The sequence below is a fragment of the Mycobacterium sp. 3519A genome, assembly GCF_900240945.1.
Taxonomy (GTDB): domain Bacteria; phylum Actinomycetota; class Actinomycetes; order Mycobacteriales; family Mycobacteriaceae; genus Mycobacterium.
In genome coordinates this window covers 426,781-443,936 of sequence record NZ_OESG01000013.1, presented here as the reverse complement: position 1 = coordinate 443,936, position 17,156 = coordinate 426,781, and the positions used below count along the sequence as shown (strand labels likewise).

14 protein-coding genes are annotated in these 17,156 nt (G+C 67.0%); 10 read left to right on the top strand and 4 right to left on the bottom strand.

All coding sequences use genetic code 11. The annotated features are described in order from the left end of the window. The first annotated feature begins 94 nt into the window (after positions 1-94). Positions 95-925: a hypothetical protein gene (locus C1A30_RS10015; protein WP_369974112.1), complete on the top strand. Its 831-nt coding sequence runs from the start codon at positions 95-97 to the stop codon at positions 923-925. Here C1A30_RS10015 and C1A30_RS10010 read toward each other — a convergent pair. Then, the gene (locus C1A30_RS10010; RefSeq protein ID WP_101948099.1) at positions 922-1,911 is read right to left on the bottom strand and encodes a YihY/virulence factor BrkB family protein; all 990 of its coding nucleotides are present in this window, start codon (positions 1,909-1,911) and stop codon (positions 922-924) included. The two genes, C1A30_RS10015 and C1A30_RS10010, sit on opposite strands and share 4 nt — an antisense overlap. 81 nt (positions 1,912-1,992) lie before the next feature. On the opposite strand from C1A30_RS10010, the gene C1A30_RS10005 reads away from it, so the two are divergent. Further along, entirely contained in the window at positions 1,993-2,694 is a 702-nt protein-coding gene (locus C1A30_RS10005) for a crotonase/enoyl-CoA hydratase family protein (protein ID WP_101948098.1), read from the top strand. Next, positions 2,694-3,278 (top strand): TetR/AcrR family transcriptional regulator, encoded by a 585-nt coding sequence (locus tag C1A30_RS10000; protein WP_101948097.1) that lies wholly within the window; start codon positions 2,694-2,696, stop codon positions 3,276-3,278. The genes C1A30_RS10005 and C1A30_RS10000 overlap by 1 nt, the downstream gene beginning before the upstream one ends. A 60-nt stretch (positions 3,279-3,338) precedes the next feature. Here the strand turns inward: C1A30_RS10000 and C1A30_RS09995 are convergent, their stop codons facing one another. Then, entirely contained in the window at positions 3,339-3,662 is a 324-nt protein-coding gene (locus C1A30_RS09995; protein ID WP_235009805.1) for a hypothetical protein, read from the bottom strand. A gap of 111 nt (positions 3,663-3,773) precedes the next feature. Here C1A30_RS09995 and C1A30_RS09990 point away from each other — a divergent pair, with 111 nt between their 5' ends. The 4 genes from C1A30_RS09990 to C1A30_RS09975 are packed head-to-tail and all read left to right on the top strand — an operon-like array spanning position 3,774 to position 7,818. Next, complete coding sequence (locus C1A30_RS09990) at positions 3,774-4,502, top strand: hypothetical protein (RefSeq protein WP_101948096.1); 729 nt, start codon at positions 3,774-3,776, stop codon at positions 4,500-4,502. Further along, complete coding sequence (locus C1A30_RS09985; protein WP_101948095.1) at positions 4,499-6,040, top strand: HD domain-containing phosphohydrolase; 1,542 nt, start codon at positions 4,499-4,501, stop codon at positions 6,038-6,040. The genes C1A30_RS09990 and C1A30_RS09985 overlap by 4 nt, the downstream gene beginning before the upstream one ends. 48 nt (positions 6,041-6,088) lie before the next feature. After that, positions 6,089-6,838 carry a methanethiol S-methyltransferase gene (gene mddA / locus C1A30_RS09980; RefSeq protein ID WP_101948094.1) on the top strand — a complete coding sequence of 250 codons (750 nt, stop codon included), beginning with the start codon at positions 6,089-6,091 and terminating at the stop codon, positions 6,836-6,838. Beyond that, positions 6,835-7,818, top strand: coding sequence for a magnesium transporter CorA family protein (locus C1A30_RS09975; protein WP_101948093.1), 984 nt, complete (start codon positions 6,835-6,837; stop codon positions 7,816-7,818). Before mddA ends, C1A30_RS09975 begins: the two co-directional genes overlap by 4 nt. Here C1A30_RS09975 and C1A30_RS09970 read toward each other — a convergent pair. After that, entirely contained in the window at positions 7,760-8,926 is a 1,167-nt protein-coding gene (locus C1A30_RS09970; protein ID WP_200828230.1) for an NAD(P)/FAD-dependent oxidoreductase, read from the bottom strand. The two genes, C1A30_RS09975 and C1A30_RS09970, sit on opposite strands and share 59 nt — an antisense overlap. 161 nt (positions 8,927-9,087) lie before the next feature. On the opposite strand from C1A30_RS09970, the gene C1A30_RS09965 reads away from it, so the two are divergent. Both C1A30_RS09965 and C1A30_RS09960 read left to right on the top strand, forming a co-directional pair. Next, positions 9,088-10,839: a hypothetical protein gene (locus tag C1A30_RS09965; RefSeq protein WP_101948092.1), complete on the top strand. Its 1,752-nt coding sequence runs from the start codon at positions 9,088-9,090 to the stop codon at positions 10,837-10,839. Next, entirely contained in the window at positions 10,836-12,158 is a 1,323-nt protein-coding gene (locus tag C1A30_RS09960; protein WP_142392580.1) for a hypothetical protein, read from the top strand. The genes C1A30_RS09965 and C1A30_RS09960 overlap by 4 nt, the downstream gene beginning before the upstream one ends. Here C1A30_RS09960 and C1A30_RS09955 read toward each other — a convergent pair. After that, positions 12,155-14,263, bottom strand: a complete 2,109-nt coding sequence (locus C1A30_RS09955) for a tyrosinase family protein (RefSeq protein ID WP_101948090.1) — start codon at positions 14,261-14,263, stop codon at positions 12,155-12,157. The two genes, C1A30_RS09960 and C1A30_RS09955, sit on opposite strands and share 4 nt — an antisense overlap. Before the next feature lie 122 nt (positions 14,264-14,385). On the opposite strand from C1A30_RS09955, the gene C1A30_RS09950 reads away from it, so the two are divergent. Continuing rightward, positions 14,386-17,145, top strand: coding sequence for a LuxR family transcriptional regulator (locus C1A30_RS09950; protein WP_101948089.1), 2,760 nt, complete (start codon positions 14,386-14,388; stop codon positions 17,143-17,145). Positions 17,146-17,156 lie beyond the last annotated feature (11 nt).

Below are 17,156 nucleotides of genomic sequence, written 5' to 3'. Positions count from 1 at the left end.
TGGTGACACATCATGCTGGGGCTTTCCAGCAACGAGCAAAGACCGGCGCCGGCGAATGCTGAAGGGAGCCGCCGACCATGGTTTACTTCGCTGCGTGGATTGGTTCGGTGACCACGTGCTCGGCATGTCGTCGGGAGCGTGGACGGCGCTGGCGGCGTGGCTGGCGGTGGTGGTCGGCATCGCAGCGCTGATCTACGCATGGCGTCAGTACCAACGGGCGAAGGAAGACGCCGCGGAGCTGTTGCAGCCGAACGTCGCGATGTACATGGAACCCAGCGCCAGCGACTGGCACCTCATCGAACTGGTGGTGAAGAACTTCGGCCGCACCCCGGCGTACGGCATCCGCTTCGAGTTCGCGAACCCGCCGACCGTCGGCAAGTACGAAAGCGCCTACGAAGACCGCTACGTCGACATCACCGAACTCAACCTGCCCGCCGAGATTCCCTATCTGGCGCCGAACCAGGAATGGCGGATCGTGTGGGATTCCGCGTTGGACCGTCGCGAGCTCGGCGAAGCCATCGCGTCGCGGTTCCACGGCGCGGTCACCTATTACGACCAACCGAAGGACACCGGGCGGCGCAGACAGAGCAGACCCCAGTACCGGTCGAGCGCGGTGCTGGACTGGGCGACGCTGCATCCCGTCGAACGACTCGAGCTGCTCACCACACACGACCTGGCCCGCCAGGAGAAGCAGAAGCTCGAACTGCTGCGCAATCTGTTGACCTACTACCACTACGCGGCCAGCGAGAGCCGTGAAGAAGTGCTGCGCGTCGAGATCAACCGGGTCAAGGCCGCCGCCGACGATCTGCGTGACCGGTACCGCACCCAGTACAACGCGGCGCAACTACGCAACAACGTCGACACCGCGTTCGAAGAGGCGCACACCACGGTCATCAACGGCAGGCATCGCCGCGACCTGAACTAGCGCGGATCGGCGGGCTGCCTGTCGTATTCGATGTCGAGTTGTTGCTCCGGCCGCTGCGTTTCGGCGCGCAGTCTGTCGGTGTAGTACGCCTCGTCGGCTTTGGTCAGCGGCGGCTGGACGATACTTCTCGGCCACAGCCGCTTGACGCGGACCACGTCGATTTCGATCGCGTACACGATCACCGTGGCCTGCAGCGCGAGCCAGGCGAGCAGGCCAAGCACGGCACCGAACAGACCCGCGATCGCCTGCGCATGCCGAAGTTGGTGTGCGACAACGTATCCCGCGAGTATCAGCAGCACCTGCCAGCCGACTGCGCTGACCGCGGCGCTCAGCAGCAGATTCCTGGTCGGCACCTGTCCCGCGGCGGCCACCCGAAACAGCGCGAGGAAGAACGCGAAGCCCAGCACCGCGCCGACCGTGAAACTGACGAGCCGTGCGGGCAGGCCGCCGAACCCGAGCGACGTCGCGGTCGCCGCCGACGTGCTTGCGGCGCCGGTGACGATGACGATGGATCCGAGCAGCAGCAGCAGGGTCAGCGTCCGCAGGTAACGCGGCAACAAGCCGGGGCGGTCGGTCTTGGGCACGGCCCACACCGTGTTCAAGGTGTTCTGCAGGGCATGGGCGAAACCGCGGCCGCCGAATACCGCGACGAGCACTCCGGCTGTCAGCGCAAAGCTGGTGCCGCTGAATCTCTCGACACCGAGTTGTTGGTGAATCTGGCCGCCGACGATCGGGAACTCGGCGAACGCCGAGTTGACCAGTTTCGCGTGCAACTCCGGATATCTGCGCAGCGCCACTCCCAGCACGGCGGTGAACGCCAGCAGCAGCGGGAAGGTGGCGAGGAACCCGTAGTACGTCAGCAGGGCGACGAGGTTGCCTGCCTCGTCGTCGCCGAACTTCTTCACCACCGCGACGGGCACGGCAACCACGGGGTGGCGCTGCTGCCAGCAGTCGACCCGACGTGTGATTCGCTCTACCGGATTCATCGGCCGCCCCTCGGTCAGTGGCGGGTGAGTACCCACATTCGCTGTTGGCTTTCGTAACGTCGTTACGTAACATCGTTAGCCATGGCTGATTCCGTGAAATACGAGCTCAACGATTCCGTCGCGACCATCACGCTGGACGACGGCAAGGTCAATGTGCTTGGGCCCGCGATGCAGGCGGCGATCAACGACGCGCTCGACAAGGCCGAGAAGGATTCCGCCAAGGCCGTCGTGATCGCGGGCAATCAGCGGGTGTTCAGCGGCGGTTTCGACCTGGCGGTGTTTCAGTCCGGCGACGCCAAGGCGGCGCTCGGGATGCTCGCAGGCGGCTTCGAACTTTCGGTGCGCTGCCTGAGTTTCCCGGTGCCGGTCATCATGGCCGCGACGGGCCCGGCGATCGCGATGGGCTCGTTTCTGTTGCTCTCCGGCGACCACCGCATCGGGCAGCCCAAGTCCCGGTGCCAGGCCATCGAGGTGGCGATCGGCATGACGATTCCGATCTCGGCGATCGAGATCATGCGGGCGCGGCTGACGCCCGCGGCGTTCGAGCGCGGCGCCGCGCTGGCGGCGACGTTCGTCGGCGACGAGGCGGTTGCCGGCGGGTGGCTCGACGAAATCGTCGACGCCGACCAAGTGCTGCCCCGGGCTCAGCAGGTGGCCGCCGAAGCGGCCGCGACGCTGCATGCGGGTGCGCACCTGGCGACCAAATTGAAGGCGCGCGATTCCGCGTTGAAGGCGATCAGGGCCGGAATCGACGGGCTTGCCACGGAATTCACGCTCGGCTGATGCCACGGGCCAAGCAGCGCACCCCCGAGCTACGGGACCGGCTGCTGGAGGTCGCGATCGCCACCCTGTCCGAGGAAGGCATCGCCCGGTTCACCACGCGGCGGGTGGCCGAGCGGGCGGGCACATCCGTGCCCGCGGTCTACGAGCTGTTCGACGACAAGGCCGGCCTGGTGCGGGCGATGTTCTTCGAAGGCTTCCGGCTGCTCGGCGCGGAGTTGGCGAAGGTGCCCGTCACGTCCGACCCGCTGGCGGACGTCGAGCGTCTGGTGCCGGTGTTCCGGTTGTTCTGCCGGGCCTATCCGCGGCTGGCGCAGGTGATGTTCTCTCGGCCGTTTGCCGACTTCGAGCCGGGGGCAGAGGAGCTCGCGGCGGGCGCGGCGGTGCGTGAGGTGTTCGTCGGGCGCATTCAGCGGTGTATCGATGCGGGCCTGCTGTCGGGCGACCCGAACGATATGGCGCACGTATTGCTCGCTCTCGCACAGGGTTTGGCGGTGCAGGAGGCCGGCCGATGGCTCGGGTCGGGGCAGCTGATCGAGCGGCGATGGAAGTTGGGCGTGACGTCGCTGCTGGCCGGGCTGCAGTAGCCCGGGTGAAACGTCGGCCCGCCACCCCCGCCTCTTGAGGTGACGGGCCGACGCAGTCTGTTACGGCGGCGGGAACGAGTACGGCGGCCGCAGGCCGGCGGGATGCGGGGTGCCGCGCCACGGGTAGATCACGTTGGCGTTGACGTCGACAACGCCCTCCGAATTCCAGAACCAGTCGTGGCAGACGTTCCAGTCCCAGCTGATCACCTGGCTGCCCGGGATCAACGGGTCACCCGGGCACCAGTGCGTGCACGTGGTGCTGCCCGGGCAGTTGCCGCCTTGATAGCTGGGGCCGTCGGCCTGCGCGGTCGGGGCGCCGAGACCGGCCAGGCTCAGACCGGCGGAGACCACCGCCACGGTGGCGAACCGGATGAATCGGCTCATGGCTGTTTTCCTTTCGTTGCCGTCAAGTACAGCCCGCCCACCCCGCTACCGATCCCAAGTTGGGGCAATTGCCCCATGCCCGCGGACGGCCGTTCGCCAGACCATTGCCGCATGACCACTCCACAAGCGGCCGCAGCCGCCACCAAACACCTCGCCCTGCCCACCGGCGACGACGAGCGAGTCGTCGGCTTCGGCGTGCTGGGCCTGCCGTTCGCCAGCGGTCATTACCTGGCCTTTCGCGATTTCCCCGCGACGTCCTTCTCACCGGCCTACCTGTCGGTGTGGCACCGCACCCCCGACGGCGTCTGGACGTTCTACGCCACCACGCCGGGCCCGCAGAGCTGCTCGCGCTACTTCAGCTCCGTGACACCGGTCGACCCGGTGGTGTGCGACATCCGCTCGACCTGGACCACGCCGTGGACGTTGCGGGTGTCCATCGACGGGCTGCTCGACTGGCGCGTCGACGTCACCCGGACCGCGGCGACCCGGCTGATGAGCGTCATCGGCGGCCACATGCCCGCCGCGGCGTGGACCAGCCGCAGGACCCTGCGCGCCATGAGCCACCTCGTCGGTCCGCTGCTCGGCGTCGGCAGGCTGCGGCTGACCGGAAACCTGCCCAACGGACAGGAATTCCGGATCGCCCCCAAACGGGTGTGGGCGGTCGCCGATTCGACGGCCGTCGTCGACGGCGAAGACATCGGCCCCGTCGGCCCACACCCCGTGCAGGGCAACCTCGCCGACTTCCAACTGCCGCAGCGCGGTATCTGCGTCGTCGCGCAGGGCCGGTTCGAACCGTTTGACATCGCCCGACATCGTGACGGGGACAGAATCGGCATATGACCACGCGCGCGGAGGTGCTGGCGGCGCTGTCGGTGGCCGTCGACCTCGGCCTCGGTCAGCCGGCCGAGCACATGCTGCGCTCGGCGCTGATCGCCACCCGACTGGCCGACCGGATGGGGCTGCCCGAGTCGCAACGCGAGTGCGTCTACTACTCCACATTGATCATGTGGATCGGCTGCCATGCCGACTCGCACGAATACGCGCGGTGGTTCGGCGACGACATCTCCGTGCGGCGCAGTTCCTATCTGGTCGACTGGTCGGGTCTGCCCTATCAACGCTTCCTGCTCACCAACATCCGGCACGGCGAATCCCTGCTGCAGCGGCTGAAGACCATCTCGACGCTGTATGTGAATGCCCGCGGCCACATTTCACACCTCATCCACTCGCACTGCACATCTGCCGCACTGCTGGCCGACCGGATCGGTCTGAGCACCGATGTGCAGACCGCGCTGAGCTACACGTTCGAGCGTTTCGACGGCGGTGGGCTGCCGAACGGCGCTGCGGGCGAAGACATTCCGATCGAGATGCGGGTGGCCCAGGTGGCCGACATGGTCGAGGTGCATCAGCGTGAGTACGGCACCGTCGGTGCGGTGGCGATGGCGCGCAGCAGACGCGGCGGGCAGTTCGACCCCGCCGTCGTCGACGCGTTCACCTCCGACGCCGAACCGCTGCTGGCCGTTCCCGCCACCGGCGACGTCTGGGCGATGGCGCTGCAGCAGGCACCCGACCGGCACACCAAACTCGACGAGCATGCGCTCGACGACCTCCTGGTGGCGATCGGCGACTTCGTCGACCTGAAATGTCCGTTCACTCTTGGTCATTCACGTGCGACGGCACAGCTGGCCGCCGACGCGGCCAGCGCCGCCGGGTTGGACGGCGACGCCGTCAGGCTGACCCGCAGGGCCGCGCACATCCACGACATCGGCCGCATCGGGGTGTCCAACCAGATCTGGTCCAAACCAGGCGAACTCACGATGGCCGAGTTCGAGCGGATGCGGCTGCACCCCTACCTCACCGAACGCATCCTGCATCGGGTACCCGGTCTGAAAGACGTGGCCTCCGTCGCCGCCAATCATCATGAATGCCTTGACGGCTCCGGGTATCCGCGTGGGTTGGCGGCGCGGCAGCTGACCATGCCGGATCGAATACTGGCCGCAGCGGTCAGCTACCAGTCGGCGCTGGAGCCGCGGCCGTACCGCGAGGCGATGTCACCCGAGGGCGCGGCACGGCGACTGCGTAAACGCGTCACCGACGGCGAACTCGACGACGTCACGGCGGACGCCGTCCTGCATGTGGCGGGCCACGGGCCACGCAAAACCACGCCGCGGCCGGACGGCTTGACCGCCCGCGAGGTCGACGTGCTCCGCCTCGTCGCGCAGGGCGCGAGCAACAAGCAGATCGCCGGCAAGCTGGTGATCAGCGAGAAGACGGCCCGCAACCACGTCGAGCGCACCTACGCCAAGATCGGGGTGTCCAACCGGATCGGCGCCAGCATGTACGCGCTCGAGCGGGGACTGGTCGGTCGCGTCGACAGTTGAGGCATTTGCCCCATGCCTGCGGGGTTGCGGGGGCGCCACGCTGAGTCCATGAACCGCTATTTCGCAATGGCCTACGGCGTCATCAGTTACGCCCTGTTCCTCGTGGTCTTCGTCTACGCGATCGGCTTTGTCGGCGGCCTGACCCCGCGCAATGTCGACAACGCGATCGCCGCCCCGACCATCCCCGCGTTGGCCGTCGACACCGCACTGCTCACGCTGTTCGCCGTTCAGCACAGCGTGATGGCACGGCCGGCCTTCAAGCGGTGGTGGACCCACTATGTACCGCGGCCGGTCGAGCGCAGCACCTACGTGTTGCTCGCCAGTTTCGTGCTGGCCCTGCTGCTCTGGCAGTGGCGCGACATCCCTGCCGTGGTGTGGGAGGTGAACTTCCAACCCGCACGGCTGGCGATCTGGGCGCTGTTCTGGCTCGGCTGGGCGATCGTGCTGGCGTCGACGTTCATGATCAACCACTTTGAGTTGTTCGGGCTGCGGCAGGTATTCGCGGTCTGGCGGGCCAGGCCACAGGCGGAGACCGGATTCCGCACGACGCTGTTCTACCGGGTGGTGCGCCATCCGCTGAATCTCGGCTTCATCGTCGCGTTCTGGGCTGCGCCGACCATGACGGCGGGACACCTGCTGTTCGCCGCCATGACGACGGCCTGGATTCTGGTCGCCATGCAACTCGAGGAGCGTGACCTGCTCGCTGCGCTCGGCGACCGGTATGCGGCCTATCGCGAGCGGGTGCCGATGCTGGTGCCGGGCCTGCGCAAGGGGCGCACTGACATGATGGTGGAGTGACCCACGTCCGAGGCCGAGTGTGGCGGGCCGGCAAGCCGCAGGACGAGTTCGACTTCGCGGCCATCTCCGACTACCTGACCGAGGACGACGCGCTGGTCTGGTGCGATATCTACGACCCCGACCACGCGATCCTCAAGGATCTGGCCGCGGAACTGGGCCTCAACTCGTGGGCGGTCGAAGACGCGCTCGCCGAGGCCGAACGCACCAAGGCCGTCGTCTACCGCACCCACACCTTCTTCACCGTGTACGGCGTCACCACCAAGCAGCCCGCCGACGCGACGGAGTCGATGCTCGCCATCCATCGGATCTCCGGTTTCGTACTCCCGCGCGGGCTGATCACCGTGCGCCTCTCGCCGCACTTCGACATCGATGCGGTGTCGCGGCGGTTCGACGAACTCGGCGGCCAGGAGTACGGTGTCGGCTCGCTGGTGCACGGCCTGCTTGACGTGGTGGTCGACGGCCACTTCGAGGCGGTGCAGGAGCTGGATGACGGCATCGAGTCGCTCGAAGACGACCTGTTCGAGAACACCCCCCGGAAAGGGCTGCAGCGCAAGACTTTCCAGCTGCGGAAGGATCTTGTCCAGTTGCGCCGCGTCGTGCTGCCGATGCGTGAGGTGGTCAGCTCCATCCAGCATCGCAGGCTGGACGCCAAGACCGCGCCGGAACTCGACCCGCTGTACTCCGACCTGTACGACCACGTGCTGCGGGTGTCGGAGTGGACGGAGTCGTTGCGCGACATGGTGACAACGGTGTTCGAAACGAATCTGTCACTGCAGGACGCGCGGCTGAACACGGTGATGAAGAAGCTGACCGGCTGGGCCGCGATCATCGCGGTGCCGACGGCGATCACCGGGTTCTACGGGCAGAACGTCAAATATCCGGGCGTCGACACCGTCGGCGGCTTCGTGACGAGCACGTCGATCATCGTGCTGATCGTGCTTGCGCTGTACTGGATGTTCCGCCGCCGAGACTGGCTGTGAGGACGCCGACGGGATCGCCGCCCGACTCGTAGTACACCGTGAATCCGTCGCGGTGGTCCTCGAGCCGGGCGTGGTCGTAGGCCACACCCCAGCCGCGGTACCTCAACGTCGATTCACCGATGGTGCACGAGAATTCGGGGACCTTGCTCCACGCGGCGGGATGGCCCGCCGCGGTCAGCCCGGCGACGCGGCCCTGCTGCGCGGCATCGCGCCAGTGCTCGGCGCGGATGCGGCGTCCCGCAGTGACGTTGTAGGCCAGCGCGACATCGCCTGCCGCGTACACGTTGCGCGCCGAGGTGTGCATGTGTTCGTCGACGACGATGCGGCCGTCATACGTTTCGAGTCCGGCGTCGACGGCCAGGTGCGGATCGGGTCGCACCCCGGTGGCGGAGACGACGACGTCGCCGTCGAGGGTGCCGCCGCTGTCGAGGTGGACTTCGGCGTCGTCGATGCGGGTTACTGTCGTCGAGCCGAGGAACCGAACACCGTTGTCGGACAGGATCTTTGCGACCCGCTCGCCGACCTGCTCGCCGAACCGGCGCTGCAATGGCACCTGCTCGGCGGCCACCATCGTCGTCGGCACACCTTGTTCGGCCAGGCACGCCGCGGCCTCGCAGCCGATCAGCCCGCCGCCGATCACCACGGCGGAATCGGCGCTGCGGGCCGCCATTCGGAGGATCACGGCGTCGGCGAACGAGCGCAGCGACAGCGCGGTCTCACCGCCGGGGATGCGCAACGGGACGGCGTTGGCGCCGCAGCCGAGCATCAGATGCCAATACGGGTAGCGGCGGCCGCCCTCGGTGACGACCTCCTGCCTGGCCAGATCGATGTGGTCGACGGTGACGCCGCGAATCAGTTCGACGTTGTTGCGAACGAACCAGCCCGCGCTGTGCAGGTCGAGCTTGGCCTCGCGGCCGCAGAGGTATTCCTTGCTCAGCGGCGGCTTGGCGTACGGCAGCGCGGGGTCGTTGGTCAGGATCCGCACGGGAATGTTGGGATGCTTGCTGCGGAACGTCTCCGCCGCGCTCAACCCTGCCGGACCACTGCCGATGGCCGTGAAACCTGGAGCCACCACATTTCCTGGGTACCACTTCGGCGGCCCGCTCATACCCCTTGTCATGCTTTGGTCACAAATTCGTAGGCAACGACGCAGCGTGTTGCTGGTTAGCTGAGTGAGGCTTACGGGTACGACGGACGTGTCGTATTGTCCCGCTCCGCAACGCTTTGAGAATCGGCTCGGTGGGTCCACGGAAGTGCGACTATTTCGCTATGCAAAAGCGACAATTCGAGATCGTTGCCCAGGATCCGAGTGTGCGCGACCGCAACGGCAGGGTCTTGACCGCGACGGTCAGCCTTCCGCTCGAGGACCTGGCCCGCGGTCCGATGGGCTACTCCCTGTTCGTCGTCGACTACGACGCGTCGACGAACACGATGTACGAGGCGCCGCCGCCGCTGAAGAACGCCGAGGCCGTCACGGTGCCGAAGGGCGGCAGGAAGGGGCTGCTCGCCGACCCCGGCTACCACGCGATGAACGCGTATGCGATCGCGATGCGCACGCTGCTGCGATTCGAGTTCGCACTCGGGCGCCGGGTCGGCTGGGGCATCTACGGCCATCAGCTCAAGATCGTGCCGCACGCATTCGAGGAAGCCAACGCGTTCTACTCACCCGAGATGGAGGCGCTGCTGTTCGGCTACATCCGCCGCAGTGAACCGACCTTCCTGTGCCTGTCGCACGACATCGTCGCGCACGAGACCGCGCATGCTCTGCTGGACGGGCTGCGCGACAAGTTCATGGCGCCGTCGTCGCCGGATCAGGCGGCGCTGCATGAGGCGTTCGCGGACATCGTCGCGCTGTTGTCGGTATTCGGGTTGCCGGAACTGGTGCAGAACCTGATCGCTCCGCTCGAAGAGCAGGACCGCACTGCACCACCAGGTCTGGTGCGTAAATCGAAACTCACCTTCAGCGAGCTCAAGCGCTCGGCGCTACTCGGGCTCGCGGAGGAGATGCGTACCGAAGCCGCCGATGCCCGCGTCAACGCCTTGCGCCGGTCTGTCGAGATCGACCCGAATCCGCACATCCTCGACCGCCTCGAGTTCGAGGAGGAGCACCGACGCGGTGAGGTGCTGGTTGCGGCGGTGATGCGCGCGTTCCTGTCGGCGTGGGTGGCCCGCATCGGACAACTCGGCGACGACGACCCAGAGGGCCTGGTGGACGTCAATCTTGTCGCCGAACAGGGCGCCGATATCGCGGACGTCCTTTTGACGATGGTGATCCGCGCCATCGACTACACCCCGCCCATCCATATCGATTTCAGTGACTTCCTCAGCGCGATGCTCACCGCCGACAACGAGGTGCGCAGCGACGACAGCCGTTACCACCTCCGCGGGCACCTGCTGACGGAGATGGCGCAGTACGGAATTGCGCCGAAATCCCGCGAGGACGGCGGCTACTGGCCACCGGCGGCGCTGAAGCTGGTGCGGGAAGGTTCACACCTGAGTGCGCTGCAGTCCGATCCGACGGAGATGTTCCGGCACATCTGGAACAACCGCATGGATCTCAAACTCGACACCGACGCGTTGACCCGCATCACGAGCGTGCGCCCCTGTGTGCGTGTCTCACCCGACGACGGGTTCCAGATCCGTGAGACCGTCGTCGAACTCGTCCAGTACCTGAAGGTCACCGCCGCCGAATTGTGGCCGCAATACCGGATCAGGAAGCCTGCCGGGATGCCGGACGACCAGGAAGTGGTTCTGGAGGGCGGTTCGACGTTCATTCTCGACGAGTACGGCGAGCTCAAGTTCGAAGTGTCCAACAGACTTCCGCCGCCCGCGTCGCGGGCGGAAAAGCAGGCGTGGGAGCGCCGCCTCCAATATCTCTGGGACCGAGGGTATTTCGCGGTCAACCGGTCATCGGCGCTGGCCTCGTTCCACCGTCAGCGGGCGCTGGCGGCCGGCACAGTGGACCCCGACGTCGAGTTGGAAGCCAAGGAACGCCGCGCCAGCGAGGGGTGGAACCGATGAAGGTCACCGGCGCGCGGTTGCGCGCGTACAACGTCGGGTTCGGCGACTGCCTGCTGTTGACCCTCACCTACGACGAGGGTGAGCGGCCGGTGCGAAGCGTGCTGTTCGACTTCGGCAGCACGAAGCTGCCCGACTCGCGGGTCAAGAACCACATGGAGGTGATCGCCAAGGACATCGCAGCAGAGTCGGGCGGCAAGCTCGACGTGGTGGTGGCCACGCACCGGCACGCCGACCACATCAGCGGTTTCGGTGATTCGGTGACCGGGCCGATCATCGAGGATCTGCACCCCGAACTCGTCGTGCAGCCGTGGACCGAGGACCCCGACCTGGAAACCGACGCCGTGCAACCGAGGGGCCGGGCAGCGCTGACCGACCACAAGGCGCTGGCGCGGACGTTGACGAACATGCACGCGTTCGCGGCCGGCGCCAGCGTGGAGGGGCTGCGCCTGGCTGGCCTCGCGGGCTTCCCGCCCACCGTCGCCGACCGCCTCAACTTCCTCGGTGAGACCAACATCAAGAACGAGGCCGCAGTCAAGCGGCTGATGACGATGGGTGTCCGTAAACCGAAGTACGCCAAGTTCGGTGACCGGATCGACGTCCGGGGCCTGCTGCCCGGAGTGACGATCGATGTGCTGGGGCCGCCCACCCTCAGGCAGGCGCCAGCCATCGCCCACCAGGCCCGCACGAATGCCGACGAGTTCTGGCACCTCGCCGCCGCCTGGGGTCGGCTGGCCGCGGCGGGAACCACCGACACGACGGGGCCCGGTGCGAATCTGGCGCCGCTGTTTCCGAACGCCGTGCGGGCCGACATCCCGCAGGCGGCCAAGTGGCTGGTGCCCCAGATCACCCGCGCCTACGCCGACGACATGCTGGGCATCCTGCGCATCATGGACGAGGTGCTGAACAACACCAGCCTGATCCTGCTGATGCAGATCGGCGGGACCACGCTGCTGTTCCCCGGCGACGCCCAGATCGAGAATTGGAGCTACGCCCTCTTCGATGCGCCCAACCACAAGGCGATTCGCGAGCGCCTTGCCGCCACCAACGTCTACAAGGTGGGCCACCACGGCAGCCTGAACGCCACCCCCAAGACGCTGTGGAATGGCTTCAGCCACAAGCAGGATGCGGCGCACGCCACTGCGAACCGGCTGGTGTCGGTCATGTCGACGAAGTCAGGGAAGCACGGCGACGCCAGGCGGGGTACGGAGGTGCCGCGGGGTCCGCTACGGGAGGCGCTCGAACAGTTCTCCGACCACTTCAGCACGCAACGGCGTACCGGCAAGAAGCCGTGGGTCGACGTGGCGGTGCCGATTCACTAGGCCTGGCGGATGTGCACTGTTCTGCCCGACGCATTGGGCAGGCCGAGCAAGGTGTCGCGAATCGCGTTGGCTCCGCCGCCGAACGGCCGGGCGAACGGATAGCCCATCTCCCGGTTGTCGGGATAGCGGTCGCGGGCTCCGCAGAAGCTCATCGATCCGCACTCACCGGGTTGGCCGACGTTGTCGAGCGTCGCGTCGGTGAACATCACCAGCAGCCGGCATGGCATACCCGGCGCAGCCGTGCCTTTCGGCAGCAGCAGGGTGTAGGGCCAGCCGCAGTCGCAGTACGACGAACGTCCCCCTGGCGGCCGATTCTCGATCGCCGTCGGCGAGGTTTCGGCCTTGCGTTTGATCACCGCGCTCTCGGTGTCCGGCCGGTACAACACCGCCTTCTGCCGCGCGGCCAGTGTCGCAGTGAACTTGTCCATCTCGATCCACGCGGTCCGATCGGCCTCGAACGCGTTCGGCACCAGGAAGATCCGCGCGGTCACCGCGACCGGTTGGTTCTTGGTGTTCTCGACACGGATGTAGTACACGAAGGGTTCATGGGTGAGGAATTTGACCGGGTTGGGCCTGCCCGCGACGTTGGCCGTGGCGATGAGGGTGACCAATTCGCCTGTCGTGCTCAGTGACACGTTGCCGGATTGCGCGGCCGCCTCGGTGAAGTCGGTGTCCCATTTGGCACCGCCGAACAACCGCTCGCCGAGCTGTTGGCGTTGCGCGGCGCTCTGATTGGCCGGGAGATCGGAGGTCCGTACGAGGATGATGTCTGGGCTGGCCCACGGCGCGGCCCCGTCGCGGATCAGCACCGCGGGTCCGTCGCTGAAATCCTCTGGCGCTTGTGTCGACTGCCACCGTTCGGCGAGGTCGTCGATCAGCTTGTGCCAGCGCCAGAACACCTGATCGCGGATGGCCCCGAGCGGGTTGTTCATCACCCCGTTGGGCAGGTTCTGCCCGAGCTGACCTGGCGGGATCGGTTCGGACAGCTCGCCAAGCGCACCGTGTCCGTTGTTGTGGATCCCCATTTCGATGAACTCGCCGAGCGGCGAGATCGCGATTCCGACGTCGGGTTCCGACGGGTCGGCACCGGGAATCGCCCCGCTGCTCAACACGTCGTCGACACCCTGCGCCAACGACGCGAGGCGGTTGCGCCAGAACGCGGACAGGGTCTTGTTCTGCTTGCGCGTGGTGAACAGCACCCCCTGTTGGTCGCGTAGGCCCTCCGGGTCGTATCCCTCGGGTATCGGGCCCGGCCACTGGTTCGAGGTAAAGGCCTGCACCCGCTGCTTGCCGTGCGAGAGCAGTTCGGCGTCGTAGCGTGCCAGCATCTGCCGGTGCATGTAGAGAAACAACTCGCCGTGACGATCGTTGAGCCGGAACAGCTTGCGGTACAGCGCACGAGGAAACGTCGGCGGTTCGGCGAACGCCGCGTTGATCAGGCGGCGGCGGCCCTGCCCGTTGAGTCCGTTGACGAAGAATTGGGCGACCTGTGTCGGGCTGGCGTTCTGCAACTGGGCGGCCCAGTTGACGCCGGGCGCGATGGTGCCAAGCAGCCGTGCCTTTTCGGCGTTGGTGACCGTCTGCACCCACTGCGGGAAGGATTCCGGCGGGCGGCCCGTCCACGGGTAGACCTCATGCCAGTGCTGGTGGTGTTCGTTGGCGAGCATGTCTTCGCGCCAGTAGTCGAGGTCGGGTGACAGGCCGCCGATGGACAGCCGCCGCCCGATCCGCTTGGCGGTCGGCGCGGTGAACATGCCGGGCGCGACTTGCACGACGCGGGGTTTGAAGAGTCGGCGCCCACGGTCGTTGTGCGTGACGAACAGCGCGAAGCCCTGGCGGACCAGTTCCGGGTCGTGCTGCGCGCGTTCCTCGTCGACGACGGCGAGCGCGGCGGAAAGTCCCGCCGTCTCGCCGGATCGGGTGGCGGCGGCGGCGCTCAACCGCAACGCGAGCAGGCTGGCGTCGACGCCCTGCTGCGCGTCGAACCACGAGAAACGCTGTCCGTCAAGGTGAATGGGCGGCGGAGCATGCCCGGGTTCCTGGACCGTCATCAATTCGGTGAACAACTCCGCGCCCCTGTCGCGAAGTTCGGTCAGTGTCGCCATCGGTGTTCCCCCAAACCCCAAGGTCGTTTGACAAATCAATGAGATCACAGGAATTTGGCCACACACCGCGAATCCGCAAATCGAAAGGCGCCGCGCTCAACGCTCCACTACGGTCGTCTTTCATGTCGAACGCCAGCTCGGCATCGAAGCTGACCGGCCGCAGCGACGAGAGCCGGGTGCTCGATCAACTGGTTGCCGCGGTCCGGACCGGAGAAAGCCGCGTGCTGGTCATCTACGGCGAGGCCGGAGTCGGCAAGACCGCACTCGTCGAGAGCCTGTCCGCCCGGGTGCCGGACTGCCGAGTGGTGCGCACGTCGGGCGTCGAGTCGGAAATGGAGCTGCCGTTCGCGGGCATACATCAACTGTGCGCGCCGATGCTGAATCGGCTCGATCACGTGCCGTCCCCGCAGCGAGAAGCGCTGCACATCGCATTCGGAATGAGTGCGGGACCCGCGCCCGATCAGTTCCTGATCGGCCTTTCTGTTCTCGGGCTGCTTTCGGCGGTATCGGAAGAGCAACCGCTGCTGTGCCTGATCGACGATCAGCAGTGGTTGGACCGGGCCTCGGCGCAGGTGCTCGCATTCGTCGCGCGCCGGCTCGGCGCGGAGTCGGTTGGCATGATCTTCGCGACTCGGGTACCCGGTGACGAACTCGCAAATCTGCCGGGGCTCCTCATCGAGGGGCTCGCCGAGCATGAGTCGCGGGAACTGTTGAAGGGGGCCATTCGTGGCCCGATCGACACGCGGGTGCGCGATCAGATCATCGCGGAGACGCGGGGCAATCCGCTTGCGCTGTTGGAACTCCCACGGGGACTTTCGCCCGCAGATCTGGCCGGCGGCTTCAACGTGCCTTCCGCCGAGCCGCTGTCCGGCGCGGTCGAGGAGAACTTCCGGCGGCGCATCGCCGAGCTTCCAGCCGACACCCAGCGCCTCCTCACACTCGCCGCGGCCGACCCGACAGGAGACGCCGGCCTGGTATGGCGGGCAGCGACACGCATCGGCATCGCGACCGCAGCAGCCGATCCCGCAACGGAGGCAGGCATCGCCGAAATCGGCACGCGCATTCGGTTCCGGCATCCGTTGGCACGCGCGGTGGCCTATTGGTCCGCGCCGCTGGAGGATCGCCGGATCGCACACGGCGCACTCGGCGAAGTAACCGATCCCGCAGTCGATCCCGACCGACGGGTGTGGCACATGGCCGAAGCCAGCCCCGGGTTCGACGAAGAAATCGCCGCTGCACTGGAGCGCTCCGCCGAACAGGCGGGTGCCCGCGGCGGACTGGCCGCCGCCGCCGCGTTCCTGGAACGCGCCGCCATGCTGACCCTCGACCCGGCACACCGCGCAGGGCGCGCGCTGGCCGCCGCCAGCACGAAGTTTCAGGCCGGTGCGTTCGACGCGACAACGGAACTGCTGGCCATGGCCGAGAGCGGCCCGCTGGACGAAGCCCAACAGGCCGGCATCGACCTGCTGCGCGGCGCACTCGCATTCGCGACACACCGCGGCGGCGATGCGCCTCTGCTGTTGCTAAGGGCCGCAACGCGATTCGAGCCGATCGACGCCCGCCTCGCCCGCCAGACCTACCTGGACGCGATCAACGCCGCCGCATTCGCCGGGCGGCTCGCGACACAGGGCGGTCACGTCACCGAGGTGGCACAGGCCGCCGCCAACGCGCCAGCGCCTGCACATCCACCGCGGTCGACCGACCGCCTACTCGACGGCCTCTCAGCGAACTTCGTCACGGGCTACCCGGCGGCGGTCGATGACCTTCGCGCCGCGCTCATCACCTTCGGCGACGACATGACACCGGACGAAGAGCTGCGTTGGATGTGGCTGATCAACCTCGCGGCCCTGCACTTGTGGGACGACGAGCACTGGGAGGTGCTGTCGGTTCGCTACCTCGAACTCGCTCGAGCGAGCGGCGCATTGAGCGAACTCCCCCTGGCGCTGAGCACCCGCGCCATGATGCTGCTGTTCGCAGGTGACCTCGCAGCCGCCGCGGTGCTCGTAGACGAACAGAAGGCGGTGACAGAGGCGACGGGCGGCAACCTCGCGCCCTACGCCGCGATGCGACTAGCGGCGCTGCGTGGCGACGAGACCGAAGCGTTCGCGCTGATCAACGAAACCGCGCTCGAGGTTCCAAATCGTGGGGAGGGCATCGGGATAGCGGTCGCCGAGTGGACAAGAGCCGTGCTGCTCAACGGCCTCGGCGACTACACCGGGGCGATGGCCGCCGCGGAGCAGGCGCTGTATCACCAGGAGTATCCGGACGTCCGGTATCCGGGCGTCGCAAACTGGGCGGCGGCCGAACAGATCGAGGCGGCGGTCCGCAACGGGAGGTTGGCGGCGGCCTCTGAGACACTGCGCTGGCTCGTGGAGATGACCGAAGCCAGTGGCACGGATTGGGCGCTCGGAGTCGAAGCCCGGTCGCGGGCTCTGCTGGCCGACGGTGACGAGGCTGAAAACCTGTATGCAGAGGCGATCACGCGATTCGGCAGGGCTCGGGTGCGGACGGAGCTCGCGCGAGCGCATCTGATCTACGGCGAATGGCTGCGCCGTGAACGGCGGCGCGTCGACGCCCGCGAGCAGCTGCGCACCGCGCACCAGATGTTCGAGTCGATCGGAATGGCGGCCTTCGCCGAGCGGGCCAACCGCGAGCTGCTGGCCACCGGTGAGACGCTGCGTAAGCGCACCGCCGTCATTACGACGCCGGAATTGACCGCTCAGGAGGTTCAGGTCGCAAGGCTGGCACGGGAGGGCCTGTCCAACCCCGAAATTGCCACCCGTCTGTTCATCAGCTCCAAGACCGTGCAGTACCACCTGCGCAAGGTCTTCACCAAGCTCGAAATCACTTCGCGCAGCCAACTCGAATACGTACTCAATTAGCTGCGGGACAT